We start from the raw sequence: 25,783 nt of genomic DNA on the forward strand, positions 1-25,783 counted from the left end.
TTCCTAGTTTGCTCTTTAATTTTCATTGAGTATAAATAAAATCATTGTATTATCTTTTTATAATGTTATAATACACAAAAATAGGCAGTTTGTCAATAGAAAAGGAACAATTTAATTAAAAATATTCTGGTTTTTAAAAATTGCAAGTCAATAAGGAATTTTCAGATAATGATTGAAAAAGAGACGTTTTTATGTTATAATGATAGCGATTAAATTCGAGGTGAAAAATGGCACATTTATTAGAAAAAACAAGAAAGATTACATCAATTTTGAAGCGCTCAGAGGAGCAGTTGCAGGATGAGCTTCCTTACAACGCTATTACGCGTCAGTTAGCGGATATTATTCATTGCAATGCCTGCATTATCAATAGTAAGGGACGTCTGCTTGGCTATTTTATGCGTTATAAAACAAATACAGATCGCGTAGAGCAATTCTTCCAAACTAAGATATTCCCAGATGACTACGTTCAAGGGGCTAATATGATTTACGAAACAGAATCAAACTTGCCTGTTGAGCATGATATGAGTATTTTCCCTGTTGAGAGTAGAGATGATTTTCCAGATGGCTTGACGACTATTGCACCGATTCATGTATCGGGGATTCGCCTTGGTTCTTTGATTATTTGGCGCAATGATAAAAAATTCGAAGATGAAGATTTGATTTTGGTTGAGATTGCCAGTACCGTGGTTGGGATTCAGCTTCTTAACTTCCAGCGTGAAGAAGATGAGAAAAATATCCGTCGCCGTACTGCTGTCACCATGGCGGTTAATACCCTTTCTTACTCCGAACTCCGTGCTGTTTCAGCAATTTTAGGGGAATTAAATGGAAATGAAGGGCAGTTGACTGCGTCTGTGATTGCAGACCGTATCGGAATTACCCGTTCTGTGATTGTCAATGCCCTTCGTAAACTTGAGTCTGCAGGGATTATTGAAAGTCGCTCACTTGGAATGAAGGGAACCTATCTTAAGGTCTTGATTTCAGATATTTTTGAAGAAGTGAAGAAAAGAGATTACTAATGACTAAAGCTTTAATTTCGATTGATTATACAGAAGATTTTGTTGCTGATAGTGGGAAGCTGACAGCAGGCGCTCCAGCCCAGGCTATTTCGGATGCCATTAGCAAGGTGACTCGATTAGCTTTTGAAAGAGGAGATTACATCTTCTTTACCATCGATGCTCATGAAGAAAACGATTGTTTCCATCCAGAAAGCAAGCTATTCCCTCCTCATAATCTGATTGGGACGAGCGGACGGAATTTATACGGAGATTTGGGGACCTTTTATCAAGAGCATGGTTCAGACAGTCGTGTCTTTTGGATGGATAAACGCCATTACTCAGCTTTTTCAGGGACTGACCTGGATATTCGTTTGAGAGAGCGTAGAGTGTCTACCGTTATCTTAACAGGTGTCTTGACGGATATCTGTGTCCTACATACAGCTATAGATGCCTATAATCTAGGATATGACATCGAGATTGTTCAACCAGCTGTTGCTTCCATCTGGCCTGAAAATCATCAATTTGCCCTAGGCCATTTCAAAAATACACTTGGAGCTAAGTTAGTAGATGAAAATCTAAATGAAATTTTAGAGTAATTTGGTTGATGAAATGAAAAAAATTGAAAAAAAGTGTTGACAAGCATCCCAAAAGTTGATATACTAGTAAAGTAATCGACGCGGGGATGGCGGAATTGGCAGACGCGCAGGACTAAGGATCCTGTGACCGCTTTAGGTCGTGAGGGTTCAAGTCCCTCTCTCCGCATAGGATAAGAGTTAGCTTAGGCTAGCTCTTTTGTATTTCTCTAAAAAATTAGAATCCAGTCAAATGTAGTGGAGAATCAGCGAAAATATGGGAAAGCTGATTCTTGTTTCTGCTTTTGTATAGAAGAATAATAAAGATTATCTTCTTCAAATTCTCCGATATTCTCTAAAGTTTTGTGCAAGTTGCACAGAACTTTTTAATTTTTTTGGTCACCTTGCCATAGAAATGTAAAGCGTTTTCATCTATAATATAATTATCAAAAGACAAAAGGAGTTCACCTCATGGTAGAATTAAATCTTAAAAATATTTACAAAAAATATCCAAATAGCGAACACTATTCAGTTGAAGATTTCAACTTGAACATCAAAGATAAAGAATTTATCGTTTTCGTAGGTCCTTCAGGATGTGGTAAATCAACTACACTCCGTATGATTGCTGGTCTTGAAGACATCACAGAAGGTACTGCATCTATCGATGGCGTGGTTGTCAACGACGTAGCTCCAAAAGACCGCGACATCGCTATGGTATTCCAAAACTACGCTCTTTACCCACACATGACTGTTTATGACAACATGGCTTTCGGTTTGAAATTGCGTAAATACAGCAAAGAAGACATCGACAAACGTGTGCAAGAAGCAGCTGAAATTCTTGGATTGAAAGAATTTTTGGAACGTAAACCAGCTGACCTTTCAGGTGGTCAACGTCAACGTGTTGCCATGGGGCGTGCTATCGTCCGTGATGCAAAAGTATTCTTGATGGACGAACCTTTGTCAAACTTGGATGCTAAACTTCGTGTATCAATGCGTGCTGAAATTGCGAAAATCCACCGTCGTATCGGAGCTACAACTATCTACGTAACTCACGACCAAACAGAAGCGATGACACTTGCAGACCGTATCGTTATCATGTCAGCAACTAAGAACCCTGCTGGTACAGGTACTATCGGACGTGTAGAACAAATCGGTACTCCTCAAGAAGTTTACAAAAACCCGGTTAACAAATTCGTAGCAGGATTTATCGGAAGTCCAGCTATGAACTTCATCAATGTGAAATTGGTTGGAAGTGAAATTATTTCTGATGGTTTCCGTTTGAAAGTTCCAGAAGGTGCTTTGAAAGTTCTTCGTGAAAAAGGCTACGAAGGTAAAGAATTGATCTTCGGTATTCGTCCAGAAGACGTGAATGCAGAACCTGCTTTCCTTGAAACATTCCCAGACTGTGTTGTAAAAGCGACTATCTCTGTATCAGAACTGCTTGGTTCAGAATCTCACCTTTACTGCCAAGTTGGTAAAGACGAATTTGTTGCTAAAGTTGATGCTCGTGACTACTTGCAGACAGGTGCAACAGTTGAGCTTGGATTTGACTTGAACAAAGCACACTTCTTTGATGTAGAAACTGAAAAAACAGTCTATTAAAATAAATAAAATTCAAAGCACTACAAGAAAAGATATCTCTTTATCAATTGTAGTGGAGAGATATCAGTTAATCTAGGGAGAGAAACAAAATGCTTCTCTCCTTTTTGTTAGGGAAGTCATATTAGGCATCTATCTTGTGATACTCCTTGAATAAAAATGGTCATCTTGTTTGGCTTATAGGGTGATTAGGAGATGAAATATTGTTTTCTCTTTCTTCTTTACTAGAAAATATGGTATAATAGGGAGTAAAAAACTTTGAAAGAAAGAAAAAGATGAATTTAAAAGATTACATTGCAACAATTGAAAATTATCCGAAGGAAGGGATTACTTTTCGTGATATCAGTCCTTTGATGGCTGATGGAAATGCTTATAGCTATGCTGTTCGTGAAATCGTTCAGTATGCTACTGACAAGAAAATCGACATGATCGTAGGGCCTGAGGCTCGTGGATTTATCGTGGGCTGTCCAGTTGCCTTTGAGTTGGGAATTGGTTTTGCTCCTGTTCGTAAGCCAGGAAAATTACCACGCGAAGTCATTTCTGCTGACTATGAAAAAGAGTACGGTGTTGATACCTTGACTATGCATGCTGATGCCATCAAGCCAGGTCAACGTGTTCTGATCGTAGATGACCTCTTGGCAACAGGTGGAACTGTTAAGGCAACTATCGAAATGATTGAAAAACTTGGTGGTGTTGTAGCGGGTTGTGCCTTCCTTGTTGAATTGGATGAATTGAACGGTCGTGAAAAAATCGGTGACTACGATTACAAAGTTTTGATGCATTATTAATGAAAAACAGTCCCTAGGGCTGTTTTCTCTACATTAGGATATAAAAATAGACTATAGCTAGTTAGAGAAAAACTATAATTGAAAACTATATCTTCTTGCAGTATAATAAAAGGACTAGGTGTTTGAGATTTAGTTTCATACTCAATGAAAATCAAAGAGCAAACTAGGAAACTAGCCGCAGGCTGCTCAAAACACTGTTTTGAGGTTGCAGATAAAACTGACGAAGTCAGTAACCATATCTACGGCAAGGCAATGTTGACGCAGTTTGAAGAGATTTTCGAAGAGTTTCAAACATATGCAATGATTCCTGAAAGAATACAGTTAGGAGAGGGTTATGCCGATTCGAATTGATAAAAAATTACCAGCTGTTGAGATTTTGCGGACAGAGAATATCTTTGTCATGGATGATCAACGTGCTGCCCACCAAGATATCCGTCCTTTGAAGATTTTAATATTAAATCTTATGCCACAAAAAATGGTCACAGAAACCCAGTTGTTGCGCCATTTGGCCAATACACCTCTACAACTGGATATTGATTTTCTCTATATGGAGAGCCATCGTTCTAAAACAACTCGTTCAGAGCACATGGAGACCTTTTATAAAACTTTTCCTGAAGTCAAGGATGAGTATTTTGATGGAATGATTATCACGGGTGCTCCAGTTGAGCATTTACCATTTGAGGAAGTGGACTATTGGGAGGAATTTAGCCAGGTGCTTGAGTGGTCCAAGACCCATGTCTATTCGACCCTTCATATCTGTTGGGGGGCTCAGGCTGGGCTTTATCTGCGCTATGGTGTAGAAAAATACCAGATGGACAGTAAGCTATCAGGTATTTATCCTCAGGATACTTTAAAAGAAGGGCACCTTCTCTTTAGAGGTTTTGATGATAGCTATGTATCCCCTCATTCTCGACATACGGAGATTTCTAAGGAAGAGATTCTGAATAAGACCAATCTCGAGATTTTATCAGAGGGATCTCAGGTTGGGGTTTCGATTTTGGCTAGTCGGGATTTGCGTGAAATTTATAGTTTTGGGCATTTGGAATATGACCGTGATACCTTGGCAAAAGAGTATTTTAGGGATCGTGATGCAGGTTTAGACCCACATATTCCAGAAAATTACTTTAAGGATGATGATGTCAATCAGACACCTTGTCTTTGTTGGTCTTCATCAGCAGCCCTCTTTTTCAGTAACTGGGTGAATTATGCGGTCTATCAGGAGACGCCTTTTGACTGGAGAAAAATAGAAGATGATGCATCTGCATTTGGGTATTTATAAGAGGAATTATGACATATTTAGACGCTTTTAAATCAGGGAACTTGGTTTTACCAAGTGCCCTGCTCTTGCATTTTAAGGAACTATTTCCTTCCAGCGACGATTTTCTGGTCTGGCAATTTTTCTATTTGCAAAATACGACAGGTTTGGATGAAATGTCGCCAAGCCAGATTGCTGAAAGGATTGGCAAGGAAATTTCGGATGTCAATCAGGCTATTTCCAATCTGACGGAGAGGGGACTACTTCAGTATCGAACGATCGAATTGAATGGCGAAATTGAATTGCTTTTTGATGCTAGTTTGGCTTTGGAACGTTTGGATAATTTGCTTGGAGCCGCTCATTCGAGTTCAGACCAGTTGACATCTCAAAATCAGCTCAAAGATTTGGTGGAAACCTTCCAGCAGGAATTAGGACGCTTGTTGACACCTTTTGAGATTGAAGATTTGACCAAGACACTAAAGGAAGATGGAACCAGTGCTGACTTGATTAAGGAAGCTCTTCGTGAAGCTGTTTTGAATGGAAAAGCAAACTGGAAGTACATTCAGGCGATTTTGAGAAACTGGCGCCATGAAGGTATCAAAAGTGTGGCTCAAATCGAGGCTAAGCGGGCAGAAAGAGAAGCAAGCAATCCTCAGTTGACACAGGTATCAGCAGATTTCAGAAATGCTATGGATCTCTGGAAGGACTAATCCATGTAAGCAGGCTTGAAATCCGAGTAAGATTTGCAAGCTGTGTTTAATTGTGATAAAATAAATAGAAAATAAATTGAAAAAAGAGGTATGTGAAATGTCACGTAAACCATTTATCGCTGGTAACTGGAAAATGAACAAAAATCCAGAAGAAGCTAAAGCATTCGTTGAAGCAGTTGCATCAAAACTTCCTTCATCAGATCTTGTTGAAGCAGGTATCGCAGCTCCGGCTCTTGATTTGACAACTGTTCTTGCTGCTGCTAAAGGTTCAAACCTTAAAGTTGCTGCTCAAAACTGCTACTTTGAAAATGCAGGTGCTTTCACTGGTGAAACTAGCCCACAAGTTTTGAAAGAAATCGGTACTGACTACGTTGTTATCGGTCACTCAGAACGCCGTGACTACTTCCATGAAACTGACGAAGATATCAACAAAAAAGCAAAAGCAATCTTTGCAAACGGTATGCTTCCAATCATCTGTTGTGGTGAGTCACTTGAAACTTACGAAGCTGGTAAAGCTGCTGAATTTGTAGGTGCTCAAGTATCTGCTGCATTGGCTGGATTGACTGCTGAACAAGTTGCAGCATCAGTTATCGCTTATGAGCCAATCTGGGCTATCGGTACTGGTAAATCAGCTTCACAAGACGACGCACAAAAAATGTGTAAAGTTGTTCGTGACGTTGTAGCTGCTGACTTCGGTCAAGAAGTTGCGGACAAAGTTCGTGTTCAATACGGTGGTTCTGTTAAACCTGAAAACGTTGCTTCATACATGGCTTGCCCAGACGTTGACGGTGCCCTTGTTGGTGGTGCGTCACTTGAAGCTGAAAGCTTCTTGGCATTGCTTGACTTTGTAAAATAATCAGTAAGTAGCAAAAGCTAGGTGGAACAGCATTCAGATGTCTGTTCCATTTTTTATAGGAGAGGAAAGATTGAAAACAAAAATTGTATGTATAGGGCTAGCAAGTCTTTGCTTACTTGGCGCAAGAGTTTCAGGAATTGCGGCAGATGAAACAAGTGGAAGCACAGTTTCAGAAAAATCTAGTCTATCAACAGGGACTTCATCAACTAGTAGCAATGAACAGAGAAACAGTGTCTCTGCCCACTGGGATGGAGATTATTATGTAAAGGCTGATGGTTCTAAAGCTCAAAGTGAATGGATTTTTGACAACTACTATAAGGCTTGGTTTTATATTAATTCAGATGGTCGTTACGCGCAGAATGAATGGCATGGAAATTACTACCTGAAATCAGGTGGGTATATGGCCCAAAACGAGTGGATCTATGACAGTAATTACAAGAGTTGGTTTTATCTCAAGTCAGATGGGGCTTATGCTCATCAAGAATGGCAATTGATTGGAAATAAGTGGTATTACTTCAAGAAGTGGGGTTACATGGCTAAAAGCCAATGGCAAGGAAGTTATTTCTTGAATGGTCAAGGTGCCATGATGCAAAATGAATGGCTTTATGATCCGGCTTATTCTGCTTATTTTTATCTAAAATCCGATGGAACTTATGCCAACCAAGAGTGGCAAAAAGTGGGCGGCAAATGGTACTATTTCAAGAAGTGGGGCTATATGGCGCGGAATGAGTGGCAAGGCAACTACTATTTGACTGGAAGTGGTGCCATGGCGACTGATGAAGTGATTATGGATGGTGCTCGCTATATCTTTGCGGCTTCTGGTGAGCTCAAAGAAAAGAAAGATTTGAATGTCGGCTGGGTTCACAGAGATGGTAAACGCTATTTCTTTAATAATAGAGAAGAGCAAGTGGGAACCGAACATGCTAAGAAAGTTATTGATATTAGTGAGCACAATGGTCGTATCAATGATTGGAAAAAGGTTATTGATGAGAACGAGGTGGATGGTGTCATTGTTCGTCTAGGTTATAGCGGTAAAGAAGACAAGGAATTGGCGCATAACATTAAGGAGTTAAACCGTCTGGGAATTCCTTATGGCGTCTATCTCTATACCTATGCTGAAAATGAGACCGATGCTGAGAATGACGCTGAACAGACCATTGAACTTCTGAAGAAATACAATATGAACTTGTCTTACCCTATCTACTATGATGTTGAGAACTGGGAGTATGTGAATAAAAGTAAGCGTGCTCCGAGTGATACAGGTACTTGGGTTAAGATTATTAACAAGTACATGGAGACGATGAAGCAGGCGGGTTATCAAAATGTGTATGTCTATAGCTATCGTAGTTTATTACAGACACGTTTAAAACACCCAGATATTTTAAAACATGTAAACTGGGTAGCGGCCTATACCAATGCTTTAGAATGGGAAAACCCTCATTATTCAGGAGAAAAAGGTTGGCAATATACCTCTTCTGAATACATGAAAGGAATCCAAGGGCGTGTGGATGTCAGCGTTTGGTATTAAGCTCTGATTAGAAAGAGGGATGTGAGAGTAGCACCCTCTTTTCTTTGTTTTATGATAGTTTATCCTCGAGTAAATTCAAGAACTTGCTAGGAAATGAATCTTATATAGTAGATTGAATATAGACCAGGACATTGCGGTTGCTAAAACATTTTTAGAAATTCATTTGTCTTTCCTAATCGACTTGGCTCCCTCTTATTTCAATCTATTATAGTCTTGGGGAATTTCTTCAAACCACGTCAGCGTGGTCAGTTCTACCTGCGACCTCAAAACTTGTACTTTGGTTAAGCTGGGTTTAGTTTCCTAGTTTGCTGATGGATTTCCATTGACTATAAGCATCCAGACCTCTTTTTCGTCTTCTAAAGAATTCTTAAATTATCAGTCTATTGCAACTTTTCTCATGTGGGTCATTTGGCTTGCTATTGTCTTTCCTTAGTAGTATACTAAGGTAGTAATCATTAAGAAGTGGTTACAAAAAATAATGAACGAGGTAAAATAAAATGGTAGAATTGAAAAAAGAAGCAGCAAAAGATGTCGCAACATTAACAAAAGCAGCGCCAGTAGCATTGGCAAAAACAAAGGAAGTTTTGAATCAAGCTGTTGCAGATTTGTATGTAGCGCATATTGCTCTTCATCAAGTGCACTGGTACATGCGTGGACGCGGTTTTATGGTATGGCATCCAAAAATGGATGAGTACATGGATGCTCTTGATGGTCATTTAGATGAAATCAGCGAACGCTTGATCACACTTGGTGGAAGCCCATTCTCTACTTTGACAGAGTTCCTTCAAAACAGTGAAATCGAAGAAGAAGCTGGTGAATACCGTAATGTTGAAGAAAGCTTGGAACGTGTTCTAGATATTTATCGCTACCTCATCACTCTTTTCCAAAAAGCGTTGGATGTGACTGACGAAGAAGGCGATGATGTTACAAACGATATTTTTGTTGGTGCTAAGGCTGAACTTGAGAAAACAGTTTGGATGCTTGCCGCAGAACTTGGACAAGCACCTGGTTTGTAAGAAACAAGGAAACATAGATAAATCTGTAGGAAATTTCTTACAGATTTTTTCTATTTTGTAAGCTATTCCAAACCAGTCTTTTTTTGAGTTTTTTGATAAAATAGTACTATCAGTGAAAAGGATGGAAGCATGACTAAGAAAATCGTAGCTATTTGGGCCCAGGATGAAGAGGGTGTGATTGGTAAGGACAATCGTCTGCCTTGGCATTTGCCAGCAGAACTGCAACACTTCAAAGAAACAACTCTGAATCATGCTATCTTGATGGGACGGGTGACCTTTGATGGAATGGGGCGTCGCCTGCTTCCAAAACGGGAAACCCTGATTTTGACGCGTAATTCGGAAGAAAAGATAGATGGGGTTGCTACTTTTCAGGACGTCCAGTCTGTTCTGGACTGGTATCAGGCTCAAGAAAAGAATCTCTACATTATCGGTGGCAAGCAAATTTTTCAGGCTTTCGAACCTTACCTTGATGAAGTGATTGTCACTCAAATTCATGCTCGGGTGGAGGGGGATACCTATTTTCCTGAGGAGTTTGACTTATCTCTTTTTGAGACAGTTTCAAGCAAATTCTACGCCAAAGATGAGAAGAATCCTTATGATTTTACCATCCAATATCGCAAGAGAAAGGAAGTCTAATGGAACGGAGTTTATTTGGTTTATTCACGGCTTTTCTGTGTTTCATCTGCCTTCTGGCAGGAGCACAGGCTTTTCGTAAAAAGCGTTACGGGCTTTCTATCCTCCTTTGGTTAAATGCCTTTACCAATCTGGTCAATAGTATTCATGCTTTTTACATGACCTTATTTTAGATAGAATGACAGTATAGAATGGAAGGAAATCATGTCTACAAATAGAAAAAATGATATGATGGTTTATTGCTCATTTTGTGGCAAAAACCAAGAAGAAGTACAAAAAATAATCGCTGGCAACAATGCTTTTATTTGTAATGAATGCGTGGAGTTAGCTCAAGAAATCATTCGAGAAGAATTGGTTGAGGAAGTCTTGGCAGACTTGTCTGAGGTGCCAAAACCAATTGAACTCCTCCATATCTTGAACCACTATGTAATCGGTCAAGATCGTGCCAAGCGTGCCTTGGCAGTGGCAGTTTACAACCACTACAAACGCATCAATTTCCACGATACGCGTGAAGAGTCAGAAGATGTGGATTTGCAGAAGTCAAACATTTTGATGATTGGGCCAACTGGTTCAGGGAAAACTTTCCTTGCTCAGACCTTGGCTAAGAGCTTGAATGTGCCTTTTGCGATTGCGGATGCGACAGCTCTGACGGAGGCTGGTTATGTGGGTGAGGACGTGGAAAATATCCTCCTTAAACTCTTGCAGGCTGCTGACTTTAACATTGAGCGCGCAGAGCGTGGGATTATCTATGTGGATGAAATTGACAAGATTGCCAAGAAGAGCGAGAACGTGTCTATCACACGGGATGTTTCTGGTGAAGGGGTGCAACAAGCCCTTCTCAAGATTATCGAAGGAACAGTTGCTAGCGTACCACCTCAAGGTGGACGCAAACATCCGCAACAAGAGATGATTCAAGTAGATACCAAGAATATCCTCTTCATTGTTGGTGGTGCCTTTGATGGTATTGAAGAAATTGTTAAACAACGTCTTGGAGAAAAAGTTATCGGATTTGGTCAAAATAACAAGGCGATTGATGAAAATAGCTCTTACATGCAAGAAATCATCGCAGAAGATATTCAAAAATTTGGTATTATCCCTGAGTTGATTGGACGCTTGCCTGTTTTTGCAGCTCTTGAGCAATTGACGGTCGATGACTTGGTTCGCATCTTGAAAGAGCCAAGAAATGCCTTGGTCAAACAGTACCAAACTTTGCTTTCTTATGATGATGTTGAGTTGGAATTTGACGACGAGGCCCTTCAAGAAATCGCCAATAAGGCTATCGAACGCAAAACTGGTGCGCGTGGTCTTCGCTCAATTATCGAAGAAACCATGCTAGATGTCATGTTTGAAGTACCGAGTCAGGAAAATGTGAAATTGGTTCGCATCACAAAAGAAGCTGTCGATGGAACGGATAAACCAATCCTAGAAACAGCTTAGAGGTGACTATGGAACTTAATACACACAATGCTGAAATCTTGCTCAGTGCGGCTAATAAATCTCACTATCCGCAGGATGAACTGCCAGAGATTGCCCTAGCAGGGCGTTCAAATGTTGGTAAGTCCAGCTTCATCAACACCATGCTGAACCGCAAGAATCTAGCGAGAACTTCAGGGAAACCTGGTAAAACCCAGCTCCTGAACTTCTTTAACATTGATGACAAGATGCGCTTTGTGGATGTGCCTGGTTATGGTTATGCCCGTGTTTCTAAAAAGGAACGTGAAAAGTGGGGGCGCATGATTGAGGAGTATCTGACAACTCGGGAAAATCTCCGTGCGGTAGTCAGTTTAGTTGACCTTCGTCATGACCCGTCAGCAGATGATGTACAGATGTACGAATTTCTCAAGTATTATGAGATTCCGGTTATTATCGTTGCGACCAAGGCAGACAAGATTCCACGTGGTAAATGGAACAAGCATGAATCAGCAATTAAAAAGAAATTAAACTTTGACCCAAGTGATGACTTCATCCTCTTTTCATCTGTCAGCAAGGTAGGGATGGACCAAGCTTGGGATGCAATCTTAGAAAAATTGTGAGGAAAAGAAAATGGCAAAAACAATTCATACAGACAAAGCTCCAAAGGCTATCGGACCATATGTTCAAGGAAAAATCGTTGGCAACCTTTTGTTTGCTAGCGGTCAAGTTCCTCTCTCTCCTGAAACTGGGGAAATCGTTGGAGAAACCATCCAAGAACAGACAGAACAAGTCTTGAAAAACATTGGTGCTATTTTGGCAGAAGCAGGAACAGACTTTGACCATGTGGTCAAAACAACTTGCTTCTTGAGCGATATGAACGACTTTGTTCCTTTTAACGAGGTTTACCAAACGGCCTTTAAAGAGGAATTTCCAGCTCGTTCAGCTGTAGAGGTAGCTCGTCTTCCTCGTGATGTAAAAGTCGAAATCGAAGTCATCGCAGAGATTGGATAAGCTAGTTGAAGTTTGGTTCTGCCAAACTTCTTTTGATATAAGGAGAAAAAGATGACAAAGAAACAACTTCACTTGGTAATTGTGACAGGGATGAGTGGTGCAGGGAAAACCGTGGCAATTCAGTCTTTCGAGGATCTAGGTTATTTCACTATTGACAATATGCCACCTGCTCTCTTGCCTAAATTTTTACAGTTGGTGGAAACCAAAGATGATGACCATAAGTTGGCCTTGGTAGTGGATATGCGTAGCCGCTCTTTCTTCTCAGAGATTCAAACTGTTTTGGATGAGTTGGAGAACAAGGAAGAACTGGACTTCAAAATTCTCTTTTTGGATGCAGCAGATAAGGAATTGGTCGCTCGTTATAAGGAAACAAGACGGAGTCACCCTCTAGCTGCAGATGGTCGGATTTTGGATGGAATCAAGTTGGAACGTGAGCTCTTGGCGCCTTTGAAAAATATGAGTCAAAATGTGGTAGATACGACAGAACTCACACCTCGTGAGCTGCGTAAGACCATTGCAGAGCAGTTTGCGGATCAGGAACAAGCCCAGTCTTTCCGTATTGAAGTCATGTCTTTTGGTTTTAAATATGGGATCCCGATTGATGCAGACCTAGTATTTGATGTCCGATTCTTGCCAAATCCCTATTACCTTCCAGAACTGCGTAATCAAACGGGTGTGGATGAACCAGTGTATCACTATGTCATGAACCATCCAGAGTCCGAAGACTTTTATCAACATTTATTGGCTTTGATTGAGCCGATTTTGCCAAGTTACCAAAAGGAGGGGAAGTCTGTTTTGACCATTGCCATGGGTTGTACGGGCGGACAACACCGTAGTGTGGCCTTTGCTAAACGCTTGGCGCAGGACTTATCCAAGAAGTGGCCTGTCAATGAAGGGCATCGCGACAAAGACCGAAGAAAGGAAACGGTAAACCGTTCATGAGAAAACCAAAGATAACGGTGATTGGTGGAGGAACTGGGATCCCTGTCATTCTAAAAAGTCTGCGGGAAAAAGATGTGGAAATCGCTGCTATAGTGACGGTGGCAGATGATGGTGGTTCGTCAGGTGAACTCCGAAAAAATATGCAGCAGTTGACACCGCCAGGCGATCTTCGAAATGTTCTTGTGGCCATGTCGGATATGCCTAAGTTTTATGAGAAAGTCTTTCAGTATCGCTTCTCTGAGGATGCCGGAGCCTTTGCTGGCCATCCATTGGGCAATCTCATTATTGCAGGTCTGTCAGAAATGCAGGGTTCGACCTATAATGCCATGCAGTTGCTGAGCAAATTTTTCCACACAACAGGGAAGATTTATCCTTCCAGTGACCATCCTTTGACTCTTCATGCGGTCTTTCAGGATGGGACAGAAGTGGCTGGAGAGAGTCATATTGCAGACCATCCAGGTATGATTGACCATGTCTATGTAACCAATACCCTCAACGATGATACGCCTCTGGCTAGCCGTCGAGTAGTGCAGACCATTCTTGAGAGTGATATGATTGTCCTTGGACCTGGTTCCCTCTTTACCTCTATTTTACCTAATATCGTGATTAAGGAAATTGGGCAGGCGCTTTTGGAAACCAAGGCAGAAATCGCCTATGTCTGCAATATCATGACCCAACGTGGGGAGACGGAACACTTTACAGATAGCGACCACGTGGAAGTCTTGCATCGCCACCTTGGCCGACCTTTTATCGATACGGTCTTGGTAAATATCGAAAAAGTGCCACAGGAATACATGAATTCCAATCGTTTTGATGAATATTTGGTGCAGGTGGAACATGATTTTGCTGGTCTTTGTAAGCAAGTTCCGCGTGTGATTTCATCCAACTTCCTTCGTCTGGAAAATGGGGGTGCCTTTCACGATGGAGATTTGATTGTGGATGAATTGATGCGGATTATACAGGTGAGAAAATGAGTTTCACAGTAGCAGTAAAAGAAGAAATTCTAGGTCAACACCATCTGAGCCGGCATGAATTATCTGCCATTATCAAGATGTCTGGTAGCATCGGTCTCTCGACTTCGGGCCTGACCTTGTCAGTTGTGACAGAAAATGCCAAACTGGCTCGTCACCTCTATGAATCCTTTCTCCATTTCTATGAAATCAAATCGGAAATTCGTCACCACCAACGGAGCAATCTTCGCAAGAATCGGGTCTATACCGTTTTTACAGATGAAAAGGTGCAGGACTTGTTGAGTGATTTGCACTTGGCAGACTCCTTTTTTGGTTTGGAAACAGGTATTGATGAGGAGATTTTATCAGACGAGGAAGCAGGCCGTGCCTATCTCTGTGGCGCTTTCTTGGCAAATGGAAGTATTCGTGACCCTGAGTCAGGGAAGTACCAGTTGGAAATCAGTTCTGTTTATCTGGACCACGCGCAAGGGATTGCCTCCCTTCTTCAGCAGTTTTTACTGGATGCCAAGGTGCTTGAGCGCAAGAAGGGGGCTGTGACCTATCTCCAGCGTGCCGAAGATATTATGGACTTCTTGATAGTCATCGGAGCCATGAAGGCGCGTGATGATTTTGAGCGGGTTAAGATTTTGCGAGAAACCCGTAATGACCTCAATCGTGCCAATAATGCCGAGACAGCTAATATCGCTCGGACAGTTTCTGCCAGCATGAAGACTATCAACAATATCAGTAAAATCAAAGATATCATGGGCTTAGAAAACCTGCCAGTGGATTTGCAGGAGGTAGCGCAATTGCGGATTCAGCATCCAGACTACTCTATCCAGCAGTTAGCAGATAGCCTCAGCACCCCTCTGACCAAAAGTGGTGTCAACCACAGACTCAGAAAGATAAACAAATTAGCCGATGAACTATAAAACCAGGCTCTTGTTTTGCGAGGTTCTTTTTTGAAATAAAAAGAGGTTGGGCAAAAAGCAATGTCATTAAGTTAAGAAATTTGGCTCTTTAAAATCAAAAACGCATAATATCAGGTATTGAAAACCGTGATACTATGCGTTTTATTGTGAGAAAATTTATTTCATTTTCTCCTGAAATTGAGTTTTTACCCAGTCTCTAATTAGTTATTTCCAAGTGCCCAGTTCGCTTCAAACGCTAACATTCGATATAGTAGAGGTTTCACCAGCTGGAACCCATTTGTTGGTGCCTAAGTATCTAACTTCTAGTTTACGAACATTTACTGTGTAAGATGCTTTTAGTCTAATATAACTATAAGTGTAGGGGAGTAGGATGTGGCAGATTCAGTGATTTAAACAAATACTCTTCGAAACTCTCCTTAAAGTATCTTAACTTCGCCTTATCTGAAGCATCAAAACTGTGCGTTGAACAACCTATAACTAGCCTCCTAGTCCAATCTTTGATTTTCACTGAGCATAAGTCCAAGTTCATGATCAAAAGATTATTTTTTCAATCCTTTGAAAGTTATAATGCAACCCGAAATAATACTGAGAGTTCCTACAGGTCTCCAATATAGTTGCCAAAAGAATAAATTTATTCTTTCTTTCAGTGTCGCATAGGGTTCGGCATAATAGGGGTTGATGTGAAATAATAAAAAACCAAAACATAAAACTATGATTCCAGTTAAGAATAAAATGTCCTTATTTACTTTCCTCATAAAACCTCCTTTTATTTTATTTAAAGCGCTTTCTATTATTAGTATACGTCAAAAAAAGAAAAAAACAAGTCTATTTATTTATTTTTTTATATGGTATAATAGAATAGTTGGAGAGTTTTTATATAGCTTTAAAAGGCTGATATGAATACTTTGTATAATCTAATGATTCTTCAAAAAATTTCTTATTCAAACAAGAGCAAAGAGAAGGTGGGCTGCATATCAGAAGTTAGATGTATTTCTGTCTAACTTTTGAGGTGTAGTTCATTTTAAAACCACGAATCGCATTTGACTCGTGGTTCTTTTTTATAAACTAGTAGAGTGTTTTGGTTGTACTTTTTGCTCTGGGTCAATGTAGTTGATGGCATTGTTGACAGCAGTTGGAGCTTCTCCAAGCCCTGTCGCAATCAAGTCTATCTTTCCGTCATAGTAGCAGCAGTCACCGATAGCATAGATACCTGCTTGGCTGGATTCCTGTTTGCTGTTGACGATAATCTTGTGTCGGTTGAGTTCCAAACCCCAGTTTTTAAGGTTGCCGACAGAAGATTTGAAACCATAGTTGACAAAGAGGTGGTCTAGGTCAATCGTTTCGGTTTCATCAGATTTGACTTTTGTGATTTCAAGTTTATCGAGTGTTTTTTTATCTCCAAGGAGTTGGCTAGGGACGAATGGTGTCTTGATGGTCACAGAAGATTCTTGCAAGGCTTCTACACTGTGTTCCAAGGCACGGAAATTATCTCTGCGGTGAACGAGGGTGGTTGGTGCGATTTTTTCAAAAGCCAAAGCCCAATCAACAGCCGAGTCTCCTCCACCAAGAATCGTCACTTTCTTACCAGCATATTGCTGGATGTTGGAAACGTGGTAGTGGATATTTTCATAGCCTTCAACGCCTTCTAGTTCCAGCGGACGTGGTTTGAAGGCACCGCCCCCCATAGCAATGATAACTGTTTTTGATAGGTGACTTCCTTTGGAAGTGGTAATGGCAAAGCCTTCTTCTTGTTTTTCAATCTCAAGAACCGTTTCATTGAGATGAGTAGGGGTATCAAAGCTGTTTAGCTGTTCAATCAAGCGATTAGTCAACTCTTCTCCAGTCAGATTTGGGAAGCCTGGTACGTCTAGGATTTCCTTTTCAGGGTAGAGAATAGCAGGTTGTCCACCTAGCTGGGGAAGAGAGTCGATGATTTGAACCTTGGCTTGGCGTAGGTGGGCATAAAAGGCTGCAAAAAGCCCGACAGGACCACCACCTACAATGGTAATATCATAGAGTTGAGACATAGTTTCTCCTTTGTTTTTTCTAGTCAGTTTATTGTATCATATTTTTGCTCAATGTAAAATGGACTAGGATAGGGAAAAAAATGCCAGAAAATGGTATAATAGGACGAAAGTGTTTTGATAGGGAGGATATCAGGGATGAATTTTCAACAATTATCCAATCTGCAATATTGGACTAGTTTGTTTGCAAGTCCATGGACGATAGCTATCAATCTGATTGATATTTTGATTGTTGCTTATATTTTATACCATTTTACAAAAGCTATTGCAGGAACCAAGATTATGATTTTGGTACGTGGAGTTTTGGTGTTTATTTTAGCTCAAATCCTTGCAAATATGATTGGCTTGACTACGATTTCTTGGTTGATCAATCAAATTATTACTTATGGGGTTATTGCGGCGGTTGTTATCTTCTCTCCAGAGATTCGGACTGGTTTGGAACGTTTGGGAAGAGCGACAGATTTCTTTTCCAATGCCCCTATTAGTGCTGAGGAACAGATGATTCGTGCCTTTGTTAAGTCTGTTGAATACATGAGTCCTCGTAAAATCGGGGCCTTGGTTGCTATTCAGCGTGTACGTACCTTGCAGGAGTATATTTCGACAGGAATTCCCTTAGATGCTAAGATTTCTGCAGAACTTCTCATTAACATTTTTATTCCCAACACTCCTCTGCATGATGGTGCGGTGATTATCAGAGAAGAACGTATCGCTGTGACGTCTGCCTATCTGCCCTTGACAGAAAGTACAGGTATTTCCAAGGAGTTTGGGACCAGACACCGGGCGGCTATCGGTTTATCAGAAGTCTCAGATGCCTTGACTTTTGTCGTATCAGAGGAAACGGGAGGAATTTCGATAACCTATAATGGAAGCTTTAAGCACAACCTAACACTTGATGAATTTGAAACAGAATTACGTGAAATCTTACTTCCAAAAGAGGAAGCAGGTCTTAGTTTTAAAGAACGATTGCTAGGAGGATGGAAACATGAGAAAAAATAGTTTATATATTATATCCTCACTCTTTTTTGCTTGTGTCTTATTTGTCTATGCTACGGCGACGAATTTTCAAAACAGTACCAGTGCTAGGCAGGTAAAAACGGAAACCTATACGAATACAGTAACAAATGTCCCTATTGACATACGCTATAATAGTGATGAGTATTTTATTAGTGGTTTTGCTTCAGAAGTATCAGTGGTCTTGACTGGTGCAAATCGCCTATCGCTAGCTAGTGAAATGCAAGAAAGCACACGTAAATTCAAGGTTACTGCTGACCTAACAGATGCCAGTGTTGGAACGATTGAAGTTCCTTTGAGCATTGAAGATTTACCCAATGGGCTGACCGCTGTGGCGACTCCGCAAAAAATTACAGTCAAGATTGGTAAGAAGGCTCAGAAGAATAAGGTAAAGGTTGTACCAGAGATTGACCCTAGTCAAATTGATAGTCGGGTACAGATTGAAAATGTCACGCTGTCAGATGAAGAAGTGTCGATTACGAGTGACCAAGAGACATTGGATAGAATTGATAAGATTATCGCTGTCTTGCCAACCAGCGAACGCATAACAGGTAATTACAGTGGTTCAGTACCTTTGCAGGCAATCGACCGCAATGGTGTTGTCTTACCGGCAGTTATCACTCCCTTTGATACAATAATGAAGGTGACTACAAAACCAGTAGCATCAAGTTCAAGCACATCAAATTCAAGCACAAGCAGTTCATCGGAGACATCTTCGTCAACGAAAGCAACTGGTTCAAAAACGAATTAAAAATAGAAAAAGGATTTTATAAAAATGGGTAAATATTTTGGGACTGATGGAGTCCGTGGAGAAGCTAATGTAGAACTTACTCCAGAATTAGCTTTTAAACTAGGACGTTTTGGAGGCTATGTTCTCAGTCAACATGAAACGGAAGCACCGAAAGTCTTTGTGGGACGTGACACACGTATTTCAGGGGAAATGCTAGAATCTGCCCTGGTAGCAGGTCTCCTTTCAGTTGGTATTCACGTATATAAATTAGGTGTTCTGGCAACACCAGCAGTAGCTTACTTGGTCAAAACAGAGGGAGCAAGCGCCGGTGTCATGATTTCTGCTAGCCACAACCCAGCCCTTGATAATGGAATCAAGTTCTTTGGTGGGGATGGTTTCAAACTAGATGACGAAAAAGAAGCAGAAATTGAAGCCTTGCTAGACGCTGCAGAAGACACTCTGCCACGTCCAAGTGCAGAAGGCTTGGGAACCTTGGTAGATTACCCAGAAGGCTTGCGTAAGTATGAAGGCTACCTTGTTTCAACTGGAACTCCTCTTGATGGAATGAAGGTTGCCTTGGATACAGCTAATGGAGCAGCGTCTACAAGTGCCCGTCAAATTTTCGCTGATCTCGGTGCTCAGTTGACGGTTATCGGAGAAACGCCAGATGGGCTTAACATCAACCTTAATGTTGGTTCTACGCACCCAGAAGCCCTTCAAGAAGTGGTCAAAGAAAGTGGGTCAGCTATCGGTTTAGCCTTTGACGGAGACAGTGACCGTTTGATTGCGGTTGATGAAAATGGCGAGATCGTTGATGGTGACAAAATCATGTACATTATCGGGAAATACCTTTCTGAAAAAGGACAATTGGCCCAAAATACAATTGTGACGACTGTGATGTCCAACCTTGGTTTCCACAAGGCCTTGGACCGTGAAGGTATTAACAAGGCAGTTACTGCAGTTGGCGACCGCTACGTTGTTGAAGAAATGAGAAAATCAGGCTACAACCTCGGTGGTGAACAGTCTGGTCACGTCATCTTGATGGATTACAATACAACAGGTGATGGTCAATTATCTGCTGTCCAATTGACAAAAATCATGAAGGAAACTGGTAAGAGCTTGTCAGAGTTGGCAGCAGAAGTAACCATCTATCCACAAAAATTAGTCAATATCCGAGTGGAAAATGTCATGAAGGAAAGGGCTATAGAAGTGCCAGCTATCAAGGCAATTATCGAGAAGATGGAAGCTGAAATGGCAGGGAATGGCCGTATCCTTGTTCGTCCAAGTGGAACAGAGCCTCTCTTGCGTGTTATGGCAGAAGCGCCTACAACAGAAGAAGTGGACTACTATGTTGATACTATCGCAGATGTAGTTCGATCTGAAATCGGGATTGACTAAATCCTAGAAAACTAGATGAAAATAAAAAATTATGGTACAATAGCTTATAATATTGTAGCCAAGGGAGAAAGACATGAATCTTAAACGTGAACAAGAATTTGTTAGTCAGTATCATTTTGATGCGCGTAATTTTGAATGGGAAAATGAAAATGGAGCTCCTGAAACTAAGGTGGATGTGAACTTCCAATTGCTCCAACATGATCAAGAAAATCAAGTGACTTCCTTGATTGTCATCTTGACCTTTATGATTGTATTTGATAAGTTTGTCATCAGTGGAACCATTTCACAGGTAAACCACATCGATGGCCGTATTGTTAATGAACCAAGTGAATTGAGCCAAGAAGAAGTGGAAACTTTGGCTCGTCCATGTTTGAATATGCTCAACCGTTTGACTTACGAAGTAACTGAAATTGCATTAGACTTACCAGGAATCAATTTGGAGTTCTAATATGAAACTAGCTGTTATCACAGATTCTTCTGCCTATCTCAGTGCAGAGACCTTGCAAAGAGAAGATTTATTTGTCTTGGATATTCCTGTCAATATTGATGGTGAGGAGTATGTCGAAGGCATCAATCTGACTGCTGAGGAATTTTACCAAAAAATGGCTCAGGCTTCTGAATTGCCTAAGACCAGTCAACCAAGTATTGCCAAGTTAGATGAGATCTTAACTTCGCTCAAAGAACAAGGTTATACACATGCCTTGGGACTGTTCCTATCTTCTGGAATTTCAGGTTTTTACCAAAATATTCAGTATATGGTGGATGACTATGAAGGTTTAACCATTGCTTTCCCAGACACTTTGATTACAAGCGCTCCCCTAGGCATCATGGTTGAAAGCGTCTTTAACTGGCGAGATCAGGGCGATGATTTTGCTATCATTCAGGATAAGCTAGCTATTCAAATCAGCCGTACGTCAGCTTTTATCATGGTAGATGACCTGGATCATTTGGTAAAAGGTGGGCGCCTTTCAAATGGGGCTGCCATTTTGGGCAATTTGCTTAGCATTAAGCCAATCCTTTATTTTAACGATCAAGGTGTGATTGAAGTTTACGAAAAAGTTCGTACGGAAAAGAAAGCAACCAAGCGCTTGATTGAAATCATCAAGGAAACAACGGCTTCAGGCCAATATCGGGTCATTGTCATTCATGGGAATGCTCCTGAAAAGGCTGAAGAATTGCGTCACCACTTGATTGAATCTGGAGTGGGTACGGATATTTCACTAGCTACATTTGGTAGTGTCATTGGAACCCACCTAGGAGCAGGAAGTATTGCTCTAGGTTATATTCCAGTGATTTAGTTGGCACTTTTAGACTAGTCAAGATGCCTTGTATCTTAGCAATTGAACACGGACTACCTGCCTCTTGAAAAAAGATGCCTGTCTTGCCTTTCGTGGCAAGTCAGCGTCATTCCCTATTTTTCATGGGCAGCTAAGGTCCTTTGTATCTTGATAATTGAACACGCCTGGGATCCTGTGTGAAAAAGATAGTTCTTCCAAGGAGTAGACACTTCTTGATCAGAATTCCTATTTTCACTTTGTGTTCTTACAGGCCTTGTATCTTAGACAGGAGTAGAGATGAGTATTCGAGTAATTATTGCTGGTTTTAAGGGAAAGATGGGTCAAGCTGCTTGTCAGATGGTCTTGGCTGATCCAGACTTGGACTTGGTAGCAGTTTTGGATCCTTTTGAGTCTGAGTCAGAATGGCAGGGAATTCCTGTTTTCAAGGATAAGGCTGATTTAGCAGGCTTTGAAGCGGATGTTTGGGTAGATTTTACAACTCCAGCTGTTGCCTATGAAAATACACGCTTTGCTCTTGAAAATGGCTTTGCTCCAGTAGTTGGAACGACTGGTTTCACGAGTGAAGAAATTACAGAGCTAAAAGTATTTTCTCGTGCCCAAGATTTGGGTGGCTTGATCGCTCCAAATTTTGCCTTGGGTGCTGTCTTGCTTGTGCAATTTGCAAGGCAGGCTGCTAAATATTTCCCCAATGTGGAGATTATCGAGCTCCATCATGACAAGAAAAAGGATGCTCCGAGTGGAACAGCTATTAAAACGGCTGAGTTAATGGCAGAAGTTCGAGAGTCTATTCAGCAAGGTGCGCCTGATGAGGAAGAATTGATTGCAGGTGCCCGTGGTGCTGACTTTGATGGCATGCGGATTCACTCAGTTCGTTTACCAGGCTTGGTAGCCCATCAGGAAGTCATCTTTGGCAATCAGGGAGAAGGATTGACGCTCCGTCATGACTCCTATGATCGCAGCTCCTTCATGACAGGGGTGAATTTGGGAATTAAAGAAGTTGTCAAGCGTCATGAGCTTGTCTATGGATTAGAACACTTATTATGAGATTAACGCAAATGCCTTCTGAATTTCAGAAGGCTTTACCAGTATTAGAAAAAATTAAAGAAGCAGGTTTTGAGGCCTATTTTGTTGGAGGTTCTGTTCGAGATGCCCTTCTCAATCGCCCTATCCATGATGTGGATATTGCGACGGCTTCCTATCCAGAGGAGACCAAGCAGATTTTTCCGCGAACAGCCGATATCGGAATCGAGCATGGAACCGTCTTGGTCTTAGATGGGGATGAGGAGTACGAGGTAACCACCTTTCGGACAGAGGATGTTTATGTAGACTATCGCAGACCCAGTGCGGTTTCCTTTGTGCGTTCGCTAGAAGAAGACCTCAAGCGCCGCGATTTCACAGTCAATGCCTTTGCCTTGGACGAGACAGGGGAAATCATTGACTTGTTCCATGGTTTAGCAGATTTGGAAAATCAAGTCTTGCGAGCAGTTGGAGTGGCTAGTGAGCGTTTCAACGAAGATGCTTTGCGGATTATGCGTGGTTTCCGTTTTCAGGCTAGTCTTGGCTTTGAGCTTGAGTCAGAAACATTTAAAGCTATGAAGACTTTGACGCCCCTTTTGGAGAAAATTTCTGTAGAGCGTACTTTTGTTGAGTTTGATAAACTCTTGCTGGCTCCATTTTGGAGAAGGGGCTTGACTTCCATGATTGAGAGTCAAGCTTATGATTATCTCCCTGATATGGCAGCTAGTCAGGACAAGCTTAACAGACTGTTTGATTTGGAGACTGATTTTACTTTTGAATCCTCTGAACAAGCCTGGGCAGCTCTACTGTGGGCTTTGGAGATTGAAAATGCGCAGCCATTTTTGAAGGCTTGGAAGACCTCACGCCAGTTTGCCAAGCACGTTCAGGATTTGCTGACTATTTTTGCATTGCGTGAAAAGGGAGAATTGAGCAAGCGAGATTGTTATCGCTTTGACTTGGATTTGCTTTTACAGGCTGAAAATCTTCGTCAGGCTCAAGGAAAAGAAGTTAACCCACAAGCCATCACAGAAATCTATCAGAGTTTGACCATTCATGACAAGAAAGAAATCCAAATCAACGGTGGTATTTTGATCAAGGAATATGGCTATCAGCCGGGCCCAGACTTGGGAGAGATTTTAACAGAGATTGAATATGCCATTGTCGATGGAGAATTGGAAAATGACCGTCAAGCCATCCATGCTTACCTGAGGGAGAAAAAATGAGTGATTTTATCGTTGAAAAACTAAGTAAATCCGTCGGTGATAAGACCGTTTTTAAGGATATTTCCTTTATCATCCATGACTTGGATAGAATTGGTCTAATCGGTGTCAATGGGACTGGCAAGACCACCCTTTTAGATGTTCTTTCTGGTGTTTCTGGCTTTGATGGGGATGTCAGTCCCTTTTCAGCTAAGAATGACTACCAGATTGGTTACTTGACTCAAGATCCTGATTTTGATGATAACAAGACAGTTTTGGATACGGTCCTCTCCAGCGACCTAAAGGAAATCCAGCTTATTCGTGAGTATGAACTCCTCATGCTCAACTATAGTGAGGACAAGCAGGCGCGTTTGGAACGGGTCATGGCAGAAATGGACTCTCTCCAAGCTTGGGAAATTGAGAGTCAGGTCAAGACTGTCCTTAGCAAGCTGGGTATTCAGAACTTATCTACTCCAGTTGGAGAATTGTCAGGTGGTCTAAGAAGACGGGTCCAGTTGGCGCAAGTTTTACTTGGTAATCACGACCTTTTGCTTTTAGATGAGCCGACCAACCATCTGGATATTGCGACTATTGAGTGGCTGACCCTCTTTTTGAAAAATTCCAAGAAGACCGTCCTTTTTATTACCCATGATCGTTATTTCCTAGACGCTTTATCAACACGTATTTTCGAGTTGGACCGAGCAGGATTGACGGAGTATCAGGGTAATTATCAGGATTATGTTCGCCTTAAGGCGGAACAGGACGAGCGCGACGCGGCTCTTCTTCACAAAAAAGAGCAACTTTATAAGCAAGAATTGGCCTGGATGCGCAGACAACCGCAGGCGCGTGCAACCAAGCAGCAGGCTCGTATCAATCGTTTCTACGATTTGAAGAAAGAAGTTTCAGGTGGCGTTGCTGAAACAGATTTGACCATGAACTTTGAAACCAGTCGGATTGGGAAGAAAGTCATCGAGTTTCAGGATGTTTCCTTTGCCTATGAAAACAAGCCTATTTTGCAAGATTTTAATCTCTTAGTTCAGGCCAAAGACCGCATCGGAATCGTTGGGGATAACGGTGTTGGAAAATCAACCCTGCTCAACCTGATTGCAGGCAGTCTTGAGCCGACAGCAGGTCAAGTTGTGATTGGGGAAACAGTTCGCATTGCCTATTTCTCTCAGCAAATTGAGGGCTTGGATGAAAGCAAGCGAGTTATCAATTACCTGCAGGAAGTGGCAGAAGAGGTCAAGACCAGCGGTGGTTCTACGACTTCGATTGCAGAGTTGCTGGAGCAGTTCCTTTTCCCACGTTCGACGCATGGAACCTTGATTGAGAAATTGTCAGGTGGCGAGAAAAAACGTCTTTATCTCCTCAAACTGCTCTTGGAAAAACCAAATGTTCTTCTCTTGGATGAACCGACAAATGACCTAGACATTGCAACCTTGACAGTTTTGGAGAATTTCTTACAAGGCTTTGCAGGTCCTGTCTTGACAGTTAGCCATGACCGCTATTTCTTGGATAAGGTAGCGAACAAGATTCTCGCTTTTGAAGATGGCAAGATTCGTCCTTTCTTTGGTCATTACACCGACTATCTTGATGAAAAATCCTTTGAAACAGAGATGGCCAATCAAGTGCAAAAAGCTGAAAAGGAAAAAGTGGTCAAGGTTCGAGAAGAGAAGAAACGCATGACCTACCAAGAAAAGCAGGAGTGGGCAAGCATTGAAGACGATATTGAAAACTTGGAAAATCGTATTGCTGCTATTGAAGAGGAAATGCAGGCCAATGGTTCCGACTTTGGCAAACTGGCTACTCTCCAAAAAGAACTGGATGAGAAAAACGAAGCACTCCTTGAAAAATACGAACGCTATGAGTATCTAAGTGAATTTGATAGCTAGAAGAATAGAAAAAT

General features: G+C 41.3%; 26 protein-coding genes and 1 tRNA gene. 26 read left to right on the forward strand and 1 reads right to left on the reverse strand.

All coding sequences use genetic code 11. From position 1 onward, the window contains the following. Nucleotides 1–227: 227 nt before the first annotated feature. The 18 genes from codY to whiA all read left to right on the forward strand — a co-directional run bounded on the left by codY (nucleotide 228) and on the right by whiA (nucleotide 15,200). Complete coding sequence (gene codY, locus HT697_RS03320) at nucleotides 228–1,016, forward strand: GTP-sensing pleiotropic transcriptional regulator CodY (protein WP_061439548.1); 789 nt, start codon at nucleotides 228–230, stop codon at nucleotides 1,014–1,016. Continuing rightward, nucleotides 1,016–1,591, forward strand: a complete 576-nt coding sequence (locus tag HT697_RS03325) for an isochorismatase family cysteine hydrolase (protein ID WP_173218162.1) — start codon at nucleotides 1,016–1,018, stop codon at nucleotides 1,589–1,591. The genes codY and HT697_RS03325 overlap by 1 nt, the downstream gene beginning before the upstream one ends. 80 nt (nucleotides 1,592–1,671) lie before the next feature. Then, a tRNA-Leu gene (locus HT697_RS03330) sits at nucleotides 1,672–1,757 on the forward strand. A gap of 281 nt (nucleotides 1,758–2,038) precedes the next feature. Next, complete coding sequence (gene ugpC / locus HT697_RS03335; RefSeq protein ID WP_000229957.1) at nucleotides 2,039–3,169, forward strand: sn-glycerol-3-phosphate ABC transporter ATP-binding protein UgpC; 1,131 nt, start codon at nucleotides 2,039–2,041, stop codon at nucleotides 3,167–3,169. Between the two features lie 272 nt (nucleotides 3,170–3,441). Beyond that, nucleotides 3,442–3,954: an adenine phosphoribosyltransferase gene (locus tag HT697_RS03340; RefSeq protein ID WP_001049318.1), complete on the forward strand. Its 513-nt coding sequence runs from the start codon at nucleotides 3,442–3,444 to the stop codon at nucleotides 3,952–3,954. A gap of 334 nt (nucleotides 3,955–4,288) precedes the next feature. Next, the gene (gene metA / locus HT697_RS03345; RefSeq protein WP_173253266.1) at nucleotides 4,289–5,233 is read left to right on the forward strand and encodes a homoserine O-succinyltransferase; all 945 of its coding nucleotides are present in this window, start codon (nucleotides 4,289–4,291) and stop codon (nucleotides 5,231–5,233) included. A gap of 8 nt (nucleotides 5,234–5,241) precedes the next feature. Beyond that, entirely contained in the window at nucleotides 5,242–5,919 is a 678-nt protein-coding gene (locus tag HT697_RS03350) for a DnaD domain-containing protein (protein ID WP_173253267.1), read from the forward strand. 97 nt (nucleotides 5,920–6,016) lie between these two features. Beyond that, the gene (gene tpiA / locus HT697_RS03355; protein ID WP_000087893.1) at nucleotides 6,017–6,775 is read left to right on the forward strand and encodes a triose-phosphate isomerase; all 759 of its coding nucleotides are present in this window, start codon (nucleotides 6,017–6,019) and stop codon (nucleotides 6,773–6,775) included. 37 nt (nucleotides 6,776–6,812) lie between these two features. After that, entirely contained in the window at nucleotides 6,813–8,303 is a 1,491-nt protein-coding gene (gene lytC / locus HT697_RS03360; protein ID WP_173253268.1) for a choline binding-anchored murein hydrolase LytC, read from the forward strand. A 497-nt stretch (nucleotides 8,304–8,800) separates the two neighbouring features. Then, entirely contained in the window at nucleotides 8,801–9,319 is a 519-nt protein-coding gene (locus tag HT697_RS03365; RefSeq protein ID WP_050107673.1) for a Dps family protein, read from the forward strand. Nucleotides 9,320–9,448: 129 nt separating this feature from the next. Next, on the forward strand, nucleotides 9,449–9,955 hold the full coding sequence (locus tag HT697_RS03370; protein WP_173262093.1) for a dihydrofolate reductase: 507 nt from the start codon (nucleotides 9,449–9,451) through the stop codon (nucleotides 9,953–9,955). Continuing rightward, a complete protein-coding gene (locus HT697_RS03375) occupies nucleotides 9,955–10,125 on the forward strand; it encodes a hypothetical protein (RefSeq protein ID WP_000442276.1) in 171 nt (56 codons plus the stop codon). The genes HT697_RS03370 and HT697_RS03375 overlap by 1 nt, the downstream gene beginning before the upstream one ends. 31 nt (nucleotides 10,126–10,156) lie before the next feature. Then, the gene (gene clpX, locus HT697_RS03380) at nucleotides 10,157–11,389 is read left to right on the forward strand and encodes an ATP-dependent Clp protease ATP-binding subunit ClpX (protein WP_000106341.1); all 1,233 of its coding nucleotides are present in this window, start codon (nucleotides 10,157–10,159) and stop codon (nucleotides 11,387–11,389) included. Between the two features lie 8 nt (nucleotides 11,390–11,397). Beyond that, nucleotides 11,398–11,985 (forward strand): ribosome biogenesis GTP-binding protein YihA/YsxC, encoded by a 588-nt coding sequence (gene yihA / locus HT697_RS03385; protein ID WP_166736758.1) that lies wholly within the window; start codon nucleotides 11,398–11,400, stop codon nucleotides 11,983–11,985. Between the two features lie 10 nt (nucleotides 11,986–11,995). After that, nucleotides 11,996–12,376, forward strand: a complete 381-nt coding sequence (locus tag HT697_RS03390; RefSeq protein WP_001140420.1) for a RidA family protein — start codon at nucleotides 11,996–11,998, stop codon at nucleotides 12,374–12,376. Nucleotides 12,377–12,427: 51 nt separating this feature from the next. Beyond that, nucleotides 12,428–13,318, forward strand: a complete 891-nt coding sequence (gene rapZ, locus HT697_RS03395) for an RNase adapter RapZ (protein WP_166736759.1) — start codon at nucleotides 12,428–12,430, stop codon at nucleotides 13,316–13,318. After that, nucleotides 13,315–14,292, forward strand: coding sequence for a YvcK family protein (locus HT697_RS03400; RefSeq protein WP_001231075.1), 978 nt, complete (start codon nucleotides 13,315–13,317; stop codon nucleotides 14,290–14,292). Before rapZ ends, HT697_RS03400 begins: the two co-directional genes overlap by 4 nt. After that, on the forward strand, nucleotides 14,289–15,200 hold the full coding sequence (gene whiA, locus HT697_RS03405) for a DNA-binding protein WhiA (RefSeq protein WP_049521492.1): 912 nt from the start codon (nucleotides 14,289–14,291) through the stop codon (nucleotides 15,198–15,200). The genes HT697_RS03400 and whiA overlap by 4 nt, the downstream gene beginning before the upstream one ends. Nucleotides 15,201–16,258: 1,058 nt before the next feature. On the opposite strand, the gene HT697_RS03410 is transcribed toward whiA, so the two are convergent. After that, the gene (locus HT697_RS03410; RefSeq protein ID WP_173253271.1) at nucleotides 16,259–17,227 is read right to left on the reverse strand and encodes an NAD(P)/FAD-dependent oxidoreductase; all 969 of its coding nucleotides are present in this window, start codon (nucleotides 17,225–17,227) and stop codon (nucleotides 16,259–16,261) included. Between the two features lie 135 nt (nucleotides 17,228–17,362). On the opposite strand from HT697_RS03410, the gene cdaA reads away from it, so the two are divergent. From cdaA to HT697_RS03450, 8 genes are all read left to right on the forward strand, one after another. Then, the gene (gene cdaA, locus HT697_RS03415) at nucleotides 17,363–18,220 is read left to right on the forward strand and encodes a diadenylate cyclase CdaA (RefSeq protein WP_050089436.1); all 858 of its coding nucleotides are present in this window, start codon (nucleotides 17,363–17,365) and stop codon (nucleotides 18,218–18,220) included. Then, nucleotides 18,207–18,986 (forward strand): CdaR family protein, encoded by a 780-nt coding sequence (locus HT697_RS03420; protein ID WP_173253272.1) that lies wholly within the window; start codon nucleotides 18,207–18,209, stop codon nucleotides 18,984–18,986. Before cdaA ends, HT697_RS03420 begins: the two co-directional genes overlap by 14 nt. Before the next feature lie 24 nt (nucleotides 18,987–19,010). Beyond that, nucleotides 19,011–20,363, forward strand: a complete 1,353-nt coding sequence (glmM, locus tag HT697_RS03425) for a phosphoglucosamine mutase (protein ID WP_173253273.1) — start codon at nucleotides 19,011–19,013, stop codon at nucleotides 20,361–20,363. Nucleotides 20,364–20,436: 73 nt separating this feature from the next. Then, a complete protein-coding gene (locus tag HT697_RS03430) occupies nucleotides 20,437–20,811 on the forward strand; it encodes a DUF1149 family protein (protein WP_001050087.1) in 375 nt (124 codons plus the stop codon). 1 nt (nucleotide 20,812) lies between these two features. Beyond that, entirely contained in the window at nucleotides 20,813–21,661 is an 849-nt protein-coding gene (locus tag HT697_RS03435) for a DegV family protein (protein WP_173253274.1), read from the forward strand. 276 nt (nucleotides 21,662–21,937) lie between these two features. Further along, a complete protein-coding gene (gene dapB, locus HT697_RS03440) occupies nucleotides 21,938–22,705 on the forward strand; it encodes a 4-hydroxy-tetrahydrodipicolinate reductase (protein WP_173262096.1) in 768 nt (255 codons plus the stop codon). Continuing rightward, nucleotides 22,702–23,901 carry a CCA tRNA nucleotidyltransferase gene (locus HT697_RS03445; RefSeq protein WP_345789492.1) on the forward strand — a complete coding sequence of 400 codons (1,200 nt, stop codon included), beginning with the start codon at nucleotides 22,702–22,704 and terminating at the stop codon, nucleotides 23,899–23,901. Before dapB ends, HT697_RS03445 begins: the two co-directional genes overlap by 4 nt. Next, nucleotides 23,898–25,769, forward strand: a complete 1,872-nt coding sequence (locus tag HT697_RS03450) for an ABC-F family ATP-binding cassette domain-containing protein (RefSeq protein WP_173253276.1) — start codon at nucleotides 23,898–23,900, stop codon at nucleotides 25,767–25,769. Before HT697_RS03445 ends, HT697_RS03450 begins: the two co-directional genes overlap by 4 nt. Nucleotides 25,770–25,783 lie beyond the last annotated feature (14 nt).

This window comes from Streptococcus sp. 1621 (assembly GCF_013276615.1).
Lineage (GTDB): Bacteria > Bacillota > Bacilli > Lactobacillales > Streptococcaceae > Streptococcus.